This window comes from Nocardia shimofusensis NBRC 100134 (assembly GCF_001613125.1).
Lineage (GTDB): Bacteria > Actinomycetota > Actinomycetes > Mycobacteriales > Mycobacteriaceae > Nocardia > Nocardia shimofusensis.
Map to the genome: position 1 here is coordinate 400,368 of NZ_BDBT01000001.1, position 17,411 is coordinate 417,778.

Here is a 17,411-nt window from a genome sequence, read left to right on the forward strand (position 1 = left end):
CGATCCCAACTTCTCGGCATCGCCCCTGGTCACCGAGCTGCGACGACAGCCACTCCCCCGTTGGGGGCGGACCCGTTAGCCTGAGCGGATGCGACGACCCCGCGCCCTTGTGCTCGACGAGGTGTGGCGCGGACTCGACGGCGTGGAGGCGTTGAGCGGCCCGCACGGCGGGCCGTTGCGCCGCACCGTCAAACTGATCCTCGATCCGCTGGTCATCCGGCCGGTGCAATATCCCACGTGCGCGGGCGCGATCCTCACCGACGACGGCGCCACCCTGCTCGCCGGCCGCGTCCATGCCGCCGCGGACCGGCTGCGCGCCACCGCGGCCTGGTTCACCCTGCTCAAACAGGTGCGCCGGGCGCTGCGCATCACCGAGGGCAATGCCCAGGACCTGTACTTCCAGCGCTGCTTCGAATTGGCCGTCACCCGAGGACATCCCGATCCGGACAGGGACCGGCTGCGCGCCGAGGCGACGCTGCGCGAGATCCACGAATTCGCCGCCGGTCGCACCACACAGGCGCTCAAGGAGCACGTCACCGATCCCGCCACCGCCGCCCGGCTGAGCGCGCTGATCGAGACCGCGTGGGCCCGCCGGCCCGGCCCGATCACCGCGCCCGACCACGAGCCGCTGTTGCGCGACCTGCTCGACGCCGCCGTGGAGGGTCGCACCGCAACCGGCGGGAACGGGCGCCACCCTCGCGGCGACGGAGACGCCCACCGTGATCGAACGGCTTCGGCCACGGACCTTTTCGATGCGGCCGTCGCGGGAAATGTGGGCACGCACACCGGAATCGCCCTGTGGTACACGGTTTTCGACGGCGACGACACGGTGATTCCGCATCGGAGCGCCGAAGACCCCGGCCGGATCGCGCGCGGCTCCGGCCGGGAGCTGGGGCTCACCGCACAGGTGTTGCCGCCGCGCCCGGAGGTCGGGTCCTCAGCCGCCACAGCCACCTTGGCGCTGCCGCTGGACCGCAGCATCCACGAGCGCGTCTTCACCGTCCTGCATGCATCGACCGAGCGGGCCGAGCTGCCCACCATCCCGGACCTGGTCACCGACGAGATCGCGCGCAGCTGCGCGCCGTGGGCGCTGCTCGACGAGTCGCTGCGCGCGACAGCGGCGGTGGGCGCCATCCTTGCGACCGGCTTGGCCCCGCTCGACCGCCCGCAGCTCACGCGGATCACGCCGATCGCCTCGGCCAGGGCTCGCGACGCCGACAGCATCAGCCATGGCTACGCCGACGGCCACAGCGACAGCCACAGCCACCGCGACGGCGACAGCCCCGGCGGCAAAGCCGGCGAATCCGCCGCCCACCGCGTCGTCAACGCGCGCTGGCGGCGCGAAGCCTATGTGTTGCAAGCGCGCAGGCTGGCCGTGCACACCATCGCGGACGCACCGCCCGACCGCGACCCGCTGCCCCTCATCGCCGCCGAACTCCACGCACCGTGGCGTCCCTACCTGCGCAGGCTCTGGGTGCGACTGCACGGCAGAGACGTGCGCGGGCTGCCGATGGACACCCCGGACGAGCTGTGGGATCTGCTCGACGGCGTAGCCCGGTCGGTCATCCTCGACCACCGCACCAGGGTGAAGAACGCGCTCAGTGCCACCGCTCTCGCACCGATCGCCGACACGAGTGAATCGAGGGCGAGCTGATGCCGGGCACCGTCCTCATCCGCCGCGTCGAGCCGGATCTGTGGAGCATCGCCCCACCCGGCGCGCCGACGGTTCTCGACCCCGCGCCCGCTCTGGACACCACCGTCCTCGAGGTGGTCGGCGGCCACCTGAGCTGGAGTCTGCTGTCCGGGCAACGGCTCCCCGCCGCGATCCTGCACGATCCCACCTCCGCCCAGGACTGGCTGTGGGCGATCTACGGCGAATCGGTGGCCGTCGCGCTGAACGACCACACCGAGCCGGTGGAACTTTCCGCCGACCCGCACCTACCCGAAACAGCCACGGCAGCAAGGCGACTCGCCTATGCCCACTGGGCCGCCCGCTGGTGGCCCGCTTCCACGCTCGACGGCATCCCCGCCCTCGACCAACGCCTGCTCGACGAGGAGATCGCGACCCTCACCGAGGAATGCGACCTGCTCGTCGACGGCGACGACGCCAGGCCGCCGGTCCGCGAACTCGCCGCCGTCCCGGCCTCGGCCCGCGCCGAGGACTATGCCCTCGCGGCGGGCGAGTCGGCCGGCGACCAGCGCGGCGCGTTGACCTTCGCACGCGGCAGCGGCGGCTGGGATTGGCGGCGCTGCCCGCCCGGCCTGGTCGACGCCTCCGAACAGGCCGTCTCCTGGGAATTGACACGCACCGGCGGTCTCACGGCGGTGCGGGTGCGTGCGGTGGCGGCGCCCGGCATCACTGCGGCGATTCCGGGTTACCTGCGACCGCACGCCGCGATCGACACCGGCGAGGGCACCGTCGACATCGCACTCGAGCTGTTCGGCGACACCTGGCAGGGACTGGCCGAGATCGGCGCGCAAGCCGTTGCGCGTGTGGAGGTGTACGTACCTGGCGTCGGACCGGTCACTGCCGATCCGGTCGAACCGGCAACCCGGGGGCGTATCCGCGCGCTGGCCGCCGAGCGTCTGCGCCGCGCCGCCGAACCCACCACGGGCGACTCGGCCGACAGCCGCGAGACTGCTGTCACCAGCGGCAGCGCCGACACCAGCGGCGCCGCTGACTCCGACGACGCAGAGGACGCTCCCTTGCTCGCCGAGATCGCCGCGGCCGCGGAAGATTCGGATTTCTGACATGTCCCTCGACACGCCCGCACATCCCTCTGTCCCGAACCCGCTGCGCGCCGACACCAGGCCGCTCGGAGCGACCGAATCCCTGAATTCCACTCCACCACCGAAGTTTCGGACTCGCGCGACAGCCCGAGCTGTGCGCGCCGGTTCGCCGAGCCGCGAACTGTCGCACGAAAGCGACCCGGAGCTGCCGACGCCGCGGCATCGCCTGGGTCTCCACAGCCGAAGAAGATGCGGACTACCGGCATGACGCAGGATGCCCCCGTCGATCCCCCTGGTCTCGAGCTGCTGCATGCCGGCGCCGCCGCCTACCAGCGTGGCGAGGTCGCCGAAGCGCTGCGCATCTTCGAGGACGCGGCGCGCACCACCACCGACGGCGTGCGGGTCAGCGCGCTGATCAACGCCGCCGCCATGGCCGACGAACTCGGCGACCACCACGGCTCGATCACCCGCTACCGGGAGGCGCTGACCGAGATCCCCGCCGACGCCACACAGAAACGCGCATCGGCGCTGATCAACTGTTCACAGGCCTGGCAGCACGTCGGCGCGCTCGACGAGGCCCAGGCCGCGCTCGAGCAAGCCCGTGCACTCATCGCGGGCGAGGACACCTTCGGCTCGCTGCGGGTCGCCTGCCTGCTCTCGCTCACCGCCGTCGCCTTCCACCGCTCGCAATGGACGCGAGTGATCGAGCTGGCCACGGAGTCGCTGGACGCCGCCGTCCGCTTCGCCCCCGAATCGAGCGGTCATCCCCTGATGAATCTGGCGGGCGCGTATTTCGAGACCGGTCGCCACGAACTCGGCATCGACTTCGCCAGGCAGGCGCTGGTGGCCTTCGAGGCGGCCGGAGACCTCAACGCCATCGCCGAAACCCAGCAGAACCTGGCAGTCCTGCTGCTGCGGCTGAACTGCCCCGACGAGGCCGAAGACCTGCTGACAATCAGCCAGGAGCACTTCGAACGCGCCGGCTTCGCCTACCGCGCCGGGGTCGGCCTGAAAAACCTCGGGTTCCTCCACGAACGCCGCCACGACCTCGATCGCGCCGGCGAGTTCTACCGCCGCGCGCTGGACTGCTTCGAATCCTCCGGCGCCGTCGTCGATGCCGCCGCCGTGCGCACCCGCCAGGCCACCCTCGCCTACCTCCACGGTGACATCGGCGCGGGCCAGGACCTGCTCGCCGCCGCCTACCGCACCTACGCCGACCACGGCCTGGGCCTGCACTGCGCCCAACTGGACTACTGGCACGCCGCCCTGCTGGAAGTCGTCGTCGACGACATGGCCGAACCGCCGCCCGGACTGCTCGCCCTGGGCCGCGCCCTCGCCGCCCCCGCCGCCATCGCCATCGACGCCGTCCGCTACAGCCTGCCCAACGGCAACCAGCGCGAACAGTGGAACCGCGAGGTCGCCGACCCCGCCGTGCGACTGGCGTTCCGCTTCGCCACCCTCTGCGGCGACGGACCACTCGTCGCCGACCTCATCGAAACACAATGCGCGGGAACGACCTTGGATATGTCCCGCGCTGAACCGCAACGCCGCCTTGAGCTTCCGCTGACACCGCTCGAGCCGGAGGTCACCCCTCCCATCGACGACACTCCCACCCTGCATCTGGGCGCGGCGCTGGCACATGTGGCCGCGGCCGCCGGACTCCCCGTCAGCCCGCCGCCACGCCTGGCTCTCGCCCCGGACGGACACATCGCCCTGGCCGACTACATCGCGGCGGCAGAACGGAAGTACGGCCGCCCCGTCCGCACCGGTCAGGTGCTCCCGGCATGACCGCGCGTCCCACCATCATCGTGCGCATGGCCGACGCGGGCGACCTCTACATGTCCTGGCGAAGGGTGGACGATCCCGCTCGCCGCGGTGCGACCGCCCTGCCCGGGGAGACGGTCGGCGCGGCCGTACGCGCACTCGCCGAAGCACTTCCCGATCCCGCGGTCCCCGGAGCGCTCGAACGATCCCTGACCACCGGCGATCTCGCGGTCGCCGATCGCGAACACATTCTGGCCCAGCAGCTTTCCCGCGCACTGATCCCACAGGGGCTCGCCGTGGAACTGCACGACCTGCACACCCGCGGCATCCGTCCGCACCTGCGTATACAACCCTCGCCGCGCGTCGCCCAGGTGCCGTGGGAGATCCTCGCGCCCGACCCCGCCCTGCGGCTGCTCGACATCGCCGATCTCAGCCTGCTCGCCCCCTCCGGCATCGTCCACGCCCCCACCCGCGCGCCCCGGAGCTGGGCCGCCGATCGCGACCTGCCCGTCGTCGCCGTCCTCGACCCCCGCGTCCCGGGCTTCCGCGCCGACTCCGCCCTCGGCTCGGTGCTGGGCCGCCTGACCACCCCCACCCCGCTCACCGAACGGGTCGCCGAACACCTTGCCCTGAACCGTCTTCGCCCCGAGGCCGACAACCCCTATCAGGTCTTCCGCCGCACCGACCTCGACCGCACCTGGCTCTCGGACACCCTGCGCGCGGGCGCGTCCCGCCTCCTCTACGTCGGCCACGTCACCGCCGCCGTCCCCGAGTCCGGCCAGAGCGAGAACGCCGAACTCCACCTCGCCTGCACCGCCGACACCACCGGCTTCGCCGCCCCCCAGCGCACCCACCGCCCCCTCTCCGCCAAGGACCTCCTGCTCGGCACCCACACCCTGCACCCCGACCCAGCCTCAGGCCCCGACCTGTGGCCGATCCCCAGCCGTGTCGCCCTGATCGCCTGCGAAAGCGGCGGCGACCTGCGCTTCACCGAGTCTCTCGGCCTCGTCGCCGCCATGATCCACGGCGGCGCCGAACTCGTCACCGCCACCCGCTGGCCCCTGCCCACCGACCTGGCCGTCCAGCGCCTCGCAGGCGCCACCCACGCCCTCCCCCTCCAGGACACCGTCTGCGCCGTCGACGCCGCCCACGATCAGGACGACCCGCTCGCCGCCCTGCACAGCCGGCAGCGCGCCCACCTCGACGCCTGGCGCGCCACCGGCGCTGTCGAGCACTCTCCCTTGCTCTGGTCCGCCCTGGCCACCTTCGCCACCTGAACGATCGCGCACCACTATGCGGCGCCCGTGCTCACAAGGCGACGGGTGGCTCCGAGGCGTATGCCTGATGCAGGAGACTCACCAGCTCATCGGCCGCCCCGAGCGCCTGCTCGCCGATCCGCGCCACCGGGATGCCCGGGCTCCACGAGTTCATCACCACGCCCGCGAGTCCCTCACTCAGGTCCGGTACCCGGATCGCTCGCGTGAGCTGGTCGACGCCGCGAGCGGCGAGTCGCCGTTTCAGGATCCGCATGGTGATACCGGGGAGAACGGCAGCTTCGGGCCAGATCACCGACCTGCCGTCCCAGAACGCGATGTTCCAGATCGTCGCCTCGCTCAAATGCCCGGAGGCGTCGGTGAACGCAGCGTCGTCGAAGCCCCGTGCGTTCGCGCGGCGCAGGAGCTGGGTCTTCGCCACCTCGCCCACGTGCTTGATATGCGGGAGGTGTCGCTCGTGCGGGACGACATCGAGCGTCAGAGGCCCGGTCGGCGGCGCGGCCGGGTCCGTGACTCGGATCAGGACGTCGATCTCCACCGGTCCATCGGTCCGCATGAACTCACCGGGCCGCGAACCGAGAAAGCAGGTGAGGGAGACCTCGGGCGGCGCGGACCTGACGGCGGACGAAAGAAGCCCACGGATCCGTTCGTCGGGCAGATGGCGGCCGAAGAGCTCGTCGCTCGCCTCCCGCAGCCGGTCGAGGTGCAGATCGAGCCCGCGCACCGCCCGATCCCGCACCTGCATGGCAGTGAAGTGCGCGTATCCCGCGAATGCCAGCGGAGCAAGGTCGTCTGCCGTGGCAGGCTGACCGTTGAAGTACGTATGGGAGATCGACATGCTCGCACCGTAGGAGTTGACACCAGTGACAAGGGCAAGCGCGGACGGTCTGCTCCGGATCGGGGAACTCTCCGCTCGCACCGGTGCCAGCGCCCGGATGCTGCGCCACTACGAGAGCCAGGGACTCCTTCCCGCGCAACGATCCTCGACCGGGCAGCGATTGTTCGAGAGCACCGCCGTCGAACAGGTGCACTACATCCGCGAACTCCTCGCCGCGGGCCTGCCCATCCGTGTGATCCGTGAACTGATCGACTGCATCCACGAGCCCGGCCGCATCGAACCTTGCGCCGTCCCCGTCCTTGTCGAACACCTCAGGGACTACGACGCACGGATCGCCGCGCTCGTCGCCACTCGCCATTCACTGCAGGGGCTCATCGACGCGTCGGTGCCCGCACCGAGCGGGAATCCACCGCTGTGACGCTGCGTGAGTTCCCGAGCCCCCGACCGGTCGACTGCGGAACCCTTCCACACCTGACGAAACCCGCGACCGAATCGGCACGTGCCCCGGTCGGTACTCCTAAGATCCTCCGCGCACGTCCACCGGGTTGACCTCGTCACGCCAGCGGATCGCCGTCTTCAATTCCTCGAGGTCGTAGCGTGGGCCGGACGAACCGACGGTGAAGAGGGTGACGCCCGCGTCGAGGTATGCCTGCGCTTGGTCGAGGCCGGGCCACGGGAGCGAGCGCTCGATGCGCTTCTCGTCGGTGCCGACCTCGGCGGCGTGCTCGGCCAGGACCCGGTTCTTGTGCGCCAGCGCGTCCAGGTCGGCGAAACTGTGCCAGATGTCGGCGTATTCGGCGACCAAGCGCAGGGTTTTGCGCTCACCACCGCCGCCGATGAGGATCGGAATGTCGCGGATGGGCTGGGGATTCAGCTTGCCGAGCCGGGAGGTAAGGCGCGGCAGATATTCTTTGAGCAGCGCCAAACGAGTTCCGGCGGTGCCGAATTCGTAGCCGTATTCGTCGTAGTCCTTCTTGAACCAGCCCGCGCCGATGCCCAGGATGAGCCTGCCGCCGCTGATGTGGTCGACGGTGCGCGCCATGTCGGCGAGCAGTTCGGGATTGCGGTAGCCGCCGCCGGTCACCAGCGCGCCGATCTCGACGCGCTCGGTCTGCTCGGCGAAAGCGCCGAGCATGGTCCAGCATTCGAAGTGCGCGCCGACCGGGTCGCCGGCGAGCGGATAGAAATGGTCCCAGTTGAAGACGATGTCCACGCCCGCGTCCTCGGCGCGCAGCACCGCGTCGCGGATGAGGCCGTAGTCGGGGGCGTGCTGCGGCTGCAGCTGAAGTCCGATCCGAACCGGTCGACTCATGACAAGCCCTTCCTCGTCGATGCAGCTGATCCGCACCGAGGCTACCGGCAGGATGGGCCCGGCAGCGTCGCACTACGCGAGGAGAATCACGCGAATGACCACAGATGCGAGGTATGTGCGCGGCCAGGCCGTTGTCACCGGGCTGGTCAACGCGGTGATCAACCCGCTGATCGAATGGTCGTCGCGTCGAGGGAAGGGTTGCCAGCCGCTGTGGGGCAGCGAGGGAGCGGTGGTGAACCTCGTCGTGACGTCGATCGTGCTGTCGGTGCTGGTGGCGATCATCACCGGATACGGTGCGTGGCGCAGGCCCGCCGCCCGGCAGGTGCGCCCGGGCTGGTTCACCCGGTTGCCCGGTTGTTCCTGGCGCCTCGGATTGCTGCTCGGGGTCGGCGCGGCCGCGGGGATCGTCGTCGCGGCGTTGCTGCTCGGCCTCCTGGGCCTCACCTGTGTGGGCCTGACGCAGATGCTCGTCTTCAAAGCCGTCTACTGCGGCCTGCTCGGCTTCGCCGTGGCCCGCTGGACCATCTTGCGGCAATGGGCGCGATGATCCAGCGGTGTCGCGAGATACCAGGTCCCCTCTCGTACGACGCTTCAGCCGACGACCCAAGAATTGAAACGTGTTCTAGTGTGGCGTCATGGACGTGACCTACGAGGGAACCAAGAGGGAAATCGCCACCGACAAGGGGGTGCTGCGCTATCACGAGGCGGGAGAGGGGCCCCCGCTGTTGCTGTTGCACGGCTCCGGGATCGGAGTCAGCGGGTGGCGGAACTATCGAGGAAACCTGGATGTCTTCGCCGAGCACTTCCACTGCTACATCCTCGAGTTCCCCGGGTTCGGCGTGAGCGATCCCATCGACGGGCATCCCGTGCTGACGGCGGGATCGTCGGTGATCCGCTTCATGAACGCGCTGGGTATCGAATCGGCCGCGATGATCGGCAATTCGATGGGCGGGGTCGTGGGAGTCAATGTGGCCATGAGAAATCCCGAGCGCGTACGCAAGCTCGTCACGATCGGCGGCGTGGGTCCCAACATCTTCAGCCAGCACCCGAGTGAGGGCACACGCCTGTTGCAAGACTTCGCCGACGCGCCCAGCCGCGACAAGCTGGTGCGCTGGCTCGAGGCCATGGTCTACGACCGCGCGCTGATCACCGAGGAGCGGATCGAGGAACGCTGGGCCGGCGCCGCCGATCCGGAATCCCATAAGACGCTGGCCGCGATGTACGGCTCGAAGGCGTTCGAGGCGCAGCAGCAGGCGATGGCCGATTCCGGTGTTCCGCCCTACTGGTCGATGATCGGCAAGGTGGCCTGCCCGACCTTGCTGACGTGGGGCCGCGATGACCGGCAGTGCCCGCCCGACATGGCGATGATCCCGATGCGGATGATCCCCGACGCCGAACTGCACATCTTCCCCAAGTGCGGACACTGGGTGATGATCGAAGCGAAGCAGGCATTCGAACGAGTGACCCTCGAGTTCTTGCTCCGGTGAACCCGGCCGAGTCAACGATCAGCGGCAGAACAGGCATCGGCGACAGCCGCCGTGTCCCAGTAGAAGGGCCGCACCTCGGTGATCAGCCCCTCGGTCACAGTGATCGTCTGCAGAATGGGGAAACTCAGCTCGCGACCGGTGACGCGGGAGCGCGCGTTCACGTGCGTCAGGACGACCAGCGGGTCGACCTCGGACAGGAACGTCTGTTCGGCCATCTCGAAGCGATCCCACGTCGCGCTCATGGCGAGGAAGAACTGCTCGATTCCGTCGTGGCCGCGCCAGAGTCCCCCGTAGGGGAGCGCGTCGGCCTGCCACAACCGCACATCGGGGTCGAAGAACGGTGCGAGCGTGGTGAACGACGCCGCGCCGGGGCCGCCGGCAGCGAGGTACTCGGCCTCGGCCTGGTACATGCGTTCCAGGACAACTCTGGGTCGGGGCTCGCAGGATTCGGTCATGTCGATCAGTATCGAGCTGCGGTCCACGGCTGTCCGGCGGTAATCGGACGGCACGATCGGCCCCTGCCCCCTGGTGGCCCGGGCCGGTCCGCTCGCCCGACGCGAACCCGGTGGCGTCGTCTAGAGTCCCCCCGACCCCTGTAACTCGGATCGTCCGGCACGTTCCTGCCGGTGAAGGGAATGATTCGCCGTGGCTACGGTTACCTTCGAGCGCGCTACCCGGCTCTATCCGGGGGCGAGCAAGCCCGCTGTCGACGAACTGGAACTGGAGATCGCCGACGGCGAGTTCCTGGTGCTGGTCGGTCCGTCCGGATGCGGAAAATCCACCTCGTTGCGGATGCTGGCCGGACTGGAGGAGGTGAACGGGGGGCGCATCCTGATCGGCGACAAGGACGTGACGCACGTCGAGCCGAAGGAACGCGATATCGCGATGGTGTTCCAGAACTACGCGCTCTACCCGCACATGACGGTGGCCGAGAACATGGGCTTCGCGCTCAAGCTGGCCAAGGTCGCCAAGGCCGAGCGGGAGCAGCGGGTGCGCGAGGCGGCCAAGCTGCTGGATCTGGAACCGTATCTGGATCGCAAGCCCAAGGCGCTCTCGGGCGGTCAGCGCCAGCGCGTGGCGATGGGGCGGGCGATCGTGCGCCAGCCGCAGGTGTTCCTGATGGACGAGCCGCTGTCGAACCTGGACGCGAAGCTGCGCGTGCAGACCCGCACCCAGATCGCGCAACTGCAGCGCAGGCTGTCGACCACCACCGTCTACGTCACCCACGACCAGGTCGAGGCGATGACGATGGGCGACCGGGTCGCGGTGCTCAAAGACGGGCTGTTGCAGCAGTGCGCCAGCCCGCGCGACCTCTACCGCGATCCCGCGAACGCCTTCGTGGCCGGGTTCATGGGCTCGCCCGCGATGAACATGTTCACGCTGCCGATCGAGTACGGCGCGGTGGCCCTCGGCGGCTTCCGGCTGCCGGTGCCGCGTTCGGTGACCGACGTGGCGGGGCCGAACCTGATCGTCGGCATCCGCCCCGAGCATTTCGAGCTCGGCCGGGCCGGCATCGAAATGGAAGTCGACGTGGTCGAAGAACTCGGTTCCGACGCCTACGTCTACGGCCGCACGCTCGGCGAGGGGCCGGGCGTGACGATCGTCGCGCGCGCGGACTGGCGCAACCCGCCCGCCAAGGGTGATCGCCTGTTCCTGTCGACCGCGCCGGAGCGCACCTACTTCTTCTCGCCGGAAGACGGCCGTCGTCTGAACTGACGGTCTATCCCGAACGAACGGGCCGCATCACCGACTCATCGGGGTGCGGCCCGTTGCTTTCGATTCGCACCGGAGCGGGGCGATGTTGTAACCGACACAGGCACCTGCACCCACAGCGGGCCGCACCCCCACCCGGGTGCGCCCCGCTCCACTTTCAGCTCGCACCCCTTCTCGCGACACGGCCCAACGACAACCCTTGACGTTGTAGAGTCTCCAAAGCTTGACGTATCGCAATATTCAGGCCAATCTGGAGGGGACTCAGAGCACTTCATGAACAGTGACATCAGGGACCTTGCAACCTGGGCTCGCTCTCAGGGGTGGAAGGTGGAAGACACTGCTAGTGGATACACCCAGTTTTTCGATCCGAGCGGGGAGTACGTCGCCCGCTATCCGGCCACGCCGAGCAATCCCCGGCGGCGGATGGCAGATCTGAAAGTGGCACTGAAGAACGCTGGACTACGGATTCCGCCACCCAGCAAGAAGGAGCAGCGCGCAATGCGCCGCACATCCATGGAAGGAGCGTGAGTTCATTGATCTGGGTTGTGACCTTGCGCTATGACCTCACGGATATCGACGGCACCACGCTCGGCGCCTGGGAGGATGCGCTCGCCGAGGTCGACGCGTCGGCCGGGCGGATTCCCGATATCGCCGCAACCTTGACGGTCTACGTCGAGGCGGATGGCGCCGTCGAGGCGGTCGGGGTGGCCGCTTCGGTCGCGGAGCCGGTCACCCGCCGGAGTCCGATGGCGGTGGAGGCCGTCGACGAGCAGACGCATCTCGACCAGGCGGACCAGCCGAATCTCCCTCAGTTGGTCTCCGCGGCGGAGGTTGCAGACCATCTGGGCATTTCCCGGCAACGGGTGCATCAACTGCAGAGCACCGCAGGATTTCCCGAGCCGCTGTACCGCTTGCGAACCGGTCCGGTCTGGGATGCCCGCGCGATCGAGGCATTCGCCACCAGATGGGATCGGCGACCGGGACGTCGAGCCTCGGACACACGCGACGAAGAGATTCCGCGCGTGTCCGAACTCCGAACCTCCGCCGTGAGGTCCACACCCCCGAGACGATTCGTCACCGAGACCACGTCACCGCCTCGGGAGCCCAACTCGACGGGAGCAGCGGCGAGACGGGCACGGAAGTCGTAGTCGACGACACCGACACCCTCATCCCACAGCGGGCCGCCCCACCCGGTGTGGCGGTTGTGCGTTCAGCGGCGACGGCGCGTGCGCAGGTAGTCCTCGTTCACTCGGACGCCGAGCTCGTCCAGTTCGATCTTCTTGCCGGTCGCGCTGCGTACCTCCACGCGGACCGGCGCGCCGGTCGCCGCTTCGACGAGTTGCAGCGGCGGCGGGCCGGGCTGCAGGTAGGCATCGCCCCACTGCATGAGGGCCAGTACCGCGGGGAGCAGGTCGCGACCCATCGGGGTGAGCACGTATTCGTGCCTGGTCCGTTTGCCCTCCTCGCGATACGGGCGCTTCTCCAGCAGGCCCGCCTCGGTCAGCTTGCGTAGTTGCGCGGCGGCCGCGGCGGGCGTGATGCCGACGCGGGCGGCGAAGCCGTCGAACCGGCGGGTGCCGTAGTAGGCCTCGCGCAGGATGAGGATGGCCGAGCGGGTGCCGACCAGGTCCATCGCCTTGGCGATCGAGCATTCGTCGGTCTTCCACGCGCTCAGATCCGCCAGTGGGCCTTCCATCACCGCTGCCATGAGGCACATCATACAAATCTCTGACTTGAGTCGACCATATCCAGACGTTAGTCTGACTATAGAAAAGTAGAGTCAGATCGAAGGGTCCGGCTCGCGGTTCAGAGGAGAACCCCATGAGAGACGCGGTCATCGTCGAAGCCGTCCGCACGCCGATCGGCAAGGGCAAGCCGAACGGGGCACTGCACGATGTGCACGCCGTCGACCTGCTGGCGCACAGCCTGCGCGAGGTCGTGGCACGCGGCGGCATCGACCCCGCGCTGATCGACGATGTGATCGGCGGCGTGGTCGGGCAGGTCGGCGAGCAGGGCGCCAACATGACCCGGCGGGCCGCGCTCGCGGCCGGATATCCCGAATCGGTGCCCGCCACCACCGTCGACAGGCAGTGCGGCAGCAGCCAGCAGGCGATCCACTTCGCCGCACAGGGCGTGATCGCCGGCGCCTACGACATCGTGGTCGCGGCGGGGGTGGAGTCGATGGGCCGGATTCCCATGGGCGCGAACGTCGCCGGTGTGGGCGACATCTCCGGCGTCGGGTTCGCCGAGCGCTACCCCGACGGTCTGGTCCCGCAGGGCATCAGCGCCGAACTCATCGCGGCCCGCTGGGGGCTCAGCCGCACCCGGCTCGACGAATTCGCCCTCGCCAGCCACGACAAGGCCGCTCAGGCGACGAAGAACGGGCTGTTCACCGCCGAGCTGACCCCGATCGCCGGCCTGACCACCGACGAGGGCATCCGCGTCGGCAGCACACTGGAGACGCTGGGGGCGTTGCGTCCCGCCTACTACGATCCGGCGATGGCGGCCCGCTTCCCCGAGATCGACTGGCGCATCACCGCCGCCTCGGCCAGCCAGGTCAGCGACGGCAGCGCCGCGGTGCTGATCATGACCAGTGAGCGAGCCGCGCAACTGGGCCTGACACCGTTGGCCCGGGTGCACAGCTTCGCCGTCGCGGGGGACGACCCGCTGCTGATGCTGACCGCCGTCATCCCCGCCACCCGAAAGGTGTTGCAGCGCGCCGGCCTCCAGCTCTCCGACATCGATCTGATCGAGATCAACGAGGCGTTCTCCCCGGTGGTGCTGGCCTGGGCCGCGGACACCGGCGCGGATCTCGGCAAGGTCAATGTCAACGGCGGAGCCATCGCGCTCGGTCACCCGCTGGGCGCCTCGGGTGCGCGGTTGGCGACGACGCTGGTGCACGCGATGCGCGAGCGCGGCGCGCGGTACGGACTGCAGACGATGTGCGAGGCGGGCGGATTGGCGAACGCGACGGTGTTCGAACGGATCTGACGAGCTTGCTCACCCGAACCGATTGCCTCCGGGACGACGACGCGGGCCGTACCTTTCGCGAAAGGTACGGCCCGCGTCGCGTTCGTGCGGGGACTGCTCAACAGAGCGGGTACTTCGATCCGACGAACTCGCCCTTCAACAGGCAGACCAGAAACTGGATCGCGTCGTTCAGGTACACCGAACCGGTGGACGAACCGCTGTCGGCCACCGGGGCAGCTGCGACGGGGGTCGCGACTGCGGCGGGTGCGGTCGCGAACACCGCCGATGTCGTGATCGCGGCAGATACGACGGGGGTCGCGACTGCGGCGGGCGCGGTCGCGAACACCGCCGATGTCGTGAGCGCGGCAGATACGACGGCGATCGCGACTGCTCGTTGCATACGCATGTGAACTCCATCTATGGAAACGACGACAGCTTCACGAGAGTGTCGGCCGACGATGCCGGTCCGCGACAGCCCCGGCTTTACGGGGGTCGGCAGGCTGTACCTGATCCCCTCGGCCACGTGCGGAGGCTCAGGCCGCGCCGCTGTCGCGCGGTTGCGGAGTCCCACGGGCTGAAGGCTCAGGGAGTCAGAGCCAGCCGTTGCGGCGGAAGGCGACGAACAGACCGCCGCAGATCGCGAACATCGCCAGCAGCACCATCGGGTAACCCCACTCGTGGGTCAGCTCCGGCATGTGCTGAAAGTTCATGCCGTAGACGCCGGCGATCATGGTCGGCACCGCGGCGATCGCGACCAGCGCGCTGATCTTGCGCATATCGGTGTTCTGCTGCACGGTGATCTTGGTCAGCGAGGCGTTGACCAGTGCCGACAGCGCGTCGTCGACATCGGTGATGTGCTCGGCCGCGACGGTGTGGTGGTCGGCGACATCGCGCAGATAGTGCCGGATCTCCTTCGGCAGCCCGGAATCCGGCCTGGTCAGCGCCTGCAGCGGGGCAGCCAGCGGCAACACCGCGCGGCGCAGTTCGACGATCTCGCGTTTGAGCTGATAGATGGGTTCGACGTGCATCCGGGCGCCCGGGGTGAAGACCTCTTCCTCCATCTCCTCGACGTCGTCCTCCACCTCCGCGGTGACCTCGAGATAGGTGTCCACGATGTGATCGGCGATGGCGTGCAGCACCGCGCCGGGGCCGAGCGCCAGCCGTTCGGGATCGGCCTCCAGGTTCGCGCGCACCGTCTTGAGCTGGGAGTGCGAACCGTGGCGGACCGCGACCACGAAATCCGGTCCGACGAATACCAGGACCTCGCCGGTCTTCACGATCTCGCTGACACTGTTCATGTCGTGCTCCACATAGGCGACCGTGCGCAGCACCACGACCATCACGTCGTCGTAGCGCTCCAGCTTCGGGCGCTGGCGCGCGACCAGTGCGTCCTCCACCGCCAGCGAGTGCAGGCCGAACTCCGCGGCGATATCCCCGAGATGACGCTCGTCGGGTTCGTGCATCCCGATCCAGACGAACCCGCCCTCGGGCCCGCGCACCGCTTTCAACGCCTCGCTGTGGCTGAAGCGCCCCGGCACCCGCCTGCCGTCGCGGTAGACCGCGCAGTCCACGATCGACCGCGCGATGGGAATGGGGATCCGCAGCGGCCTCCCGCGCTGCGGTGCCGCCACGTCCCGACCGTCCTGATTCGCCACGGCCGCAGCCTAGCCGCACCGTCCCGCGCCTCGCCGAGGACGAATCGGGACGGCTGTGGCCGGTCGGTCTCGGTGCGACCTATCGTGGCGGGATGACCCTGCCCGCCGAGCCCGTCGTCTACGCGATCCCGATGCGCACCCGATTTCGCGGCATCACCGTGCGGGAAGGGATGGTGATTCCCGGCGCGCGGGGATGGGGGGACTTCTGCGCCTTCCCCGAGTACGACGACAGGGAGGCCGCCGGATGGCTGGCCACGGCGCTGGAGCAGGCCGAGCAGGGCTGGCCGGAACCGGTGCGGGAGTGGATCCCGGTGAACTGCATCGTGCCCGCCGTCGAGGCGGAGCGGGCGCATCGGATGGTGCTCGACTCCCGCTGCCGGACGGCGAAGGTGAAGGTGGCCGATCACCCGGGGTCGTTGCCGGAGGATCTGGAGCGGGTGGCGGCGGTGCGGGACGCGCTCGGGGCCGACGGCTCGGTGCGGGTCGACGCGAACGCGGTGTGGGATGTGGACACCGCCGTCGCGCACATCACCGAGATCGACAAGGCCGCAGGTGGATTGCAGTACGTCGAGCAGCCGTGCCGGACGGTGGCGGAGCTGGCGGCGGTACGCAGGAAGGTCGACGTGCCGATCGCCGCCGACGAATCGATCCGGCGGGCGGAGGATCCGATGCGGGTGGCGGTCGCCGAGGCGGCCGACATCGCGGTGATCAAGTGCACGCCGCTGGGCGGGGTGCGGCGGGCGCTGCGAGTGGCCGAGGCGGCCGGGCTGCCGGTGGTGGTGTCATCGGCGCTGGAGACGAGTATCGGGTTGGGGGCGCAGCTCGCGCTCGCCGGTGCGCTGCCGGAGCTGGACTTCGCGTGCGGGCTGGGGACGGCCTCGCTGTTCGAGGGCGATCTGGTGACCGAGCCGCTGTTCCCGGTCGACGGGTACCTGCCGGTGCCGCTGCGCCCGCGCGATCCGGATCCGGCCCTGCTGGAGCGGTATCGCCATCGCGACCCCGCGCGGGTCGCGTGGTGGCAGGACAGGTATCGCCGGGTCCGGGCACTGGTCGACACGAACTGACAGGCCCCGACCGCAGCCGGGAGAGGGGCGCACACGGCGACCGGGATCAGCCCTCGGCCGCTCCGCGCGAATCACGCTCTAACCGATCCGCACCCCACAGCCCAGCATCGTCGCGCGCAACAGGAGAGCGGCTTCGGGGCCGATGACGCCGTCGACCAATTCCAGGTAGCGGGAACAGAATTCGGGACCGTGCGGGGCCGCCGCATCCGCTTCGGGGGCGAGGTGGTGGGCCAGTTCGTGCAGGACGACGAGCTCGCGCAGCGCCCAGCCCGTGCCGCCGGTGTGCAGGGGGACGGCGAGCACCGCGCCCGCCGGGTCGTAGTGGGCGGCGGCGCTGCCCGCCCGGGAACGCACCCGGATGGGCGCGGACGCGCGATCCCACTGTGCGCGAACCCAGTTCAGCGCCAGCACGCGATCGGCGTAGGTCTGCACCGATTCGACCGAGGCGAAGCGGCGCTCGACGGGCAGGGTCAGCAGGGAGCCGTGGAATTCGACGGTGCGGTGACCGGCTTCGCCCGCTCGGTCGAACATGCCCCGCACCAGCTGTTCGGCGTCGTAGACCCGCGCGCGCTGAGCGTCACGTGCGGGCACGATGCCGGGCCCC

General features: G+C 69.4%; 19 protein-coding genes. 12 read left to right on the forward strand and 7 right to left on the reverse strand.

The genetic code is table 11. The features are described from left to right. Nucleotides 1-88: 88 nt before the first annotated feature. The 4 genes from NS3_RS01865 (at nucleotide 89) to NS3_RS01880 (ending at nucleotide 5,771) form a co-directional block, all read left to right on the forward strand. A complete protein-coding gene (locus NS3_RS01865) occupies nucleotides 89-1,654 on the forward strand; it encodes a hypothetical protein (RefSeq protein WP_067852600.1) in 1,566 nt (521 codons plus the stop codon). Further along, on the forward strand, nucleotides 1,654-2,751 hold the full coding sequence (locus NS3_RS01870; protein ID WP_174550415.1) for a hypothetical protein: 1,098 nt from the start codon (nucleotides 1,654-1,656) through the stop codon (nucleotides 2,749-2,751). The genes NS3_RS01865 and NS3_RS01870 overlap by 1 nt, the downstream gene beginning before the upstream one ends. 243 nt (nucleotides 2,752-2,994) lie before the next feature. Then, entirely contained in the window at nucleotides 2,995-4,518 is a 1,524-nt protein-coding gene (locus NS3_RS01875; RefSeq protein WP_067852603.1) for a tetratricopeptide repeat protein, read from the forward strand. After that, nucleotides 4,515-5,771 (forward strand): CHAT domain-containing protein, encoded by a 1,257-nt coding sequence (locus NS3_RS01880; RefSeq protein ID WP_067852605.1) that lies wholly within the window; start codon nucleotides 4,515-4,517, stop codon nucleotides 5,769-5,771. Before NS3_RS01875 ends, NS3_RS01880 begins: the two co-directional genes overlap by 4 nt. Before the next feature lie 31 nt (nucleotides 5,772-5,802). Here the strand turns inward: NS3_RS01880 and NS3_RS01885 are convergent, their stop codons facing one another. Further along, the gene (locus NS3_RS01885) at nucleotides 5,803-6,606 is read right to left on the reverse strand and encodes an aminotransferase class IV family protein (RefSeq protein ID WP_067852607.1); all 804 of its coding nucleotides are present in this window, start codon (nucleotides 6,604-6,606) and stop codon (nucleotides 5,803-5,805) included. A 25-nt stretch (nucleotides 6,607-6,631) separates the two neighbouring features. On the opposite strand from NS3_RS01885, the gene NS3_RS01890 reads away from it, so the two are divergent. Continuing rightward, nucleotides 6,632-7,024, forward strand: coding sequence for a MerR family transcriptional regulator (locus NS3_RS01890; RefSeq protein ID WP_218018179.1), 393 nt, complete (start codon nucleotides 6,632-6,634; stop codon nucleotides 7,022-7,024). A 99-nt stretch (nucleotides 7,025-7,123) separates the two neighbouring features. On the opposite strand, the gene NS3_RS01895 is transcribed toward NS3_RS01890, so the two are convergent. Next, nucleotides 7,124-7,918, reverse strand: coding sequence for an LLM class F420-dependent oxidoreductase (locus NS3_RS01895; protein ID WP_067852609.1), 795 nt, complete (start codon nucleotides 7,916-7,918; stop codon nucleotides 7,124-7,126). A 94-nt stretch (nucleotides 7,919-8,012) separates the two neighbouring features. Here NS3_RS01895 and NS3_RS01900 point away from each other — a divergent pair, with 94 nt between their 5' ends. Further along, complete coding sequence (locus NS3_RS01900) at nucleotides 8,013-8,465, forward strand: hypothetical protein (protein ID WP_067852795.1); 453 nt, start codon at nucleotides 8,013-8,015, stop codon at nucleotides 8,463-8,465. Between the two features lie 88 nt (nucleotides 8,466-8,553). Then, nucleotides 8,554-9,405 carry an alpha/beta fold hydrolase gene (locus NS3_RS01905; protein ID WP_067852612.1) on the forward strand — a complete coding sequence of 284 codons (852 nt, stop codon included), beginning with the start codon at nucleotides 8,554-8,556 and terminating at the stop codon, nucleotides 9,403-9,405. A gap of 11 nt (nucleotides 9,406-9,416) precedes the next feature. On the opposite strand, the gene NS3_RS01910 is transcribed toward NS3_RS01905, so the two are convergent. Further along, the gene (locus NS3_RS01910; protein ID WP_067852797.1) at nucleotides 9,417-9,860 is read right to left on the reverse strand and encodes a nuclear transport factor 2 family protein; all 444 of its coding nucleotides are present in this window, start codon (nucleotides 9,858-9,860) and stop codon (nucleotides 9,417-9,419) included. Nucleotides 9,861-10,050: 190 nt separating this feature from the next. Between NS3_RS01910 and NS3_RS01915 the strand changes: the two genes are divergently transcribed. From NS3_RS01915 to NS3_RS01920, 3 genes are all read left to right on the forward strand, one after another. Further along, a complete protein-coding gene (locus tag NS3_RS01915; RefSeq protein WP_067852614.1) occupies nucleotides 10,051-11,121 on the forward strand; it encodes an ABC transporter ATP-binding protein in 1,071 nt (356 codons plus the stop codon). 270 nt (nucleotides 11,122-11,391) lie between these two features. Then, the gene (locus tag NS3_RS29880; protein ID WP_084494950.1) at nucleotides 11,392-11,646 is read left to right on the forward strand and encodes a hypothetical protein; all 255 of its coding nucleotides are present in this window, start codon (nucleotides 11,392-11,394) and stop codon (nucleotides 11,644-11,646) included. After that, a complete protein-coding gene (locus NS3_RS01920; RefSeq protein ID WP_157101109.1) occupies nucleotides 11,643-12,266 on the forward strand; it encodes a hypothetical protein in 624 nt (207 codons plus the stop codon). The genes NS3_RS29880 and NS3_RS01920 overlap by 4 nt, the downstream gene beginning before the upstream one ends. A 62-nt stretch (nucleotides 12,267-12,328) precedes the next feature. Here the strand turns inward: NS3_RS01920 and NS3_RS01925 are convergent, their stop codons facing one another. Beyond that, nucleotides 12,329-12,838, reverse strand: a complete 510-nt coding sequence (locus NS3_RS01925; RefSeq protein ID WP_067852618.1) for a winged helix-turn-helix transcriptional regulator — start codon at nucleotides 12,836-12,838, stop codon at nucleotides 12,329-12,331. 101 nt (nucleotides 12,839-12,939) lie between these two features. Between NS3_RS01925 and NS3_RS01930 the strand changes: the two genes are divergently transcribed. Next, entirely contained in the window at nucleotides 12,940-14,109 is a 1,170-nt protein-coding gene (locus NS3_RS01930) for a thiolase family protein (RefSeq protein ID WP_067852620.1), read from the forward strand. A gap of 97 nt (nucleotides 14,110-14,206) precedes the next feature. On the opposite strand, the gene NS3_RS01935 is transcribed toward NS3_RS01930, so the two are convergent. Together NS3_RS01935 and NS3_RS01940 are read right to left on the reverse strand one after the other, a co-directional pair. Then, nucleotides 14,207-14,611, reverse strand: coding sequence for a hypothetical protein (locus tag NS3_RS01935; RefSeq protein WP_157101110.1), 405 nt, complete (start codon nucleotides 14,609-14,611; stop codon nucleotides 14,207-14,209). Between the two features lie 67 nt (nucleotides 14,612-14,678). Next, nucleotides 14,679-15,719: a magnesium and cobalt transport protein CorA gene (locus tag NS3_RS01940; protein WP_067852799.1), complete on the reverse strand. Its 1,041-nt coding sequence runs from the start codon at nucleotides 15,717-15,719 to the stop codon at nucleotides 14,679-14,681. Between the two features lie 116 nt (nucleotides 15,720-15,835). Between NS3_RS01940 and NS3_RS01945 the strand changes: the two genes are divergently transcribed. Beyond that, nucleotides 15,836-16,807, forward strand: coding sequence for an o-succinylbenzoate synthase (locus tag NS3_RS01945; protein WP_067852624.1), 972 nt, complete (start codon nucleotides 15,836-15,838; stop codon nucleotides 16,805-16,807). A 78-nt stretch (nucleotides 16,808-16,885) separates the two neighbouring features. Here the strand turns inward: NS3_RS01945 and NS3_RS01950 are convergent, their stop codons facing one another. Beyond that, on the reverse strand, nucleotides 16,886-17,398 hold the full coding sequence (locus tag NS3_RS01950; RefSeq protein ID WP_067852625.1) for a TIGR04338 family metallohydrolase: 513 nt from the start codon (nucleotides 17,396-17,398) through the stop codon (nucleotides 16,886-16,888). Nucleotides 17,399-17,411 lie beyond the last annotated feature (13 nt).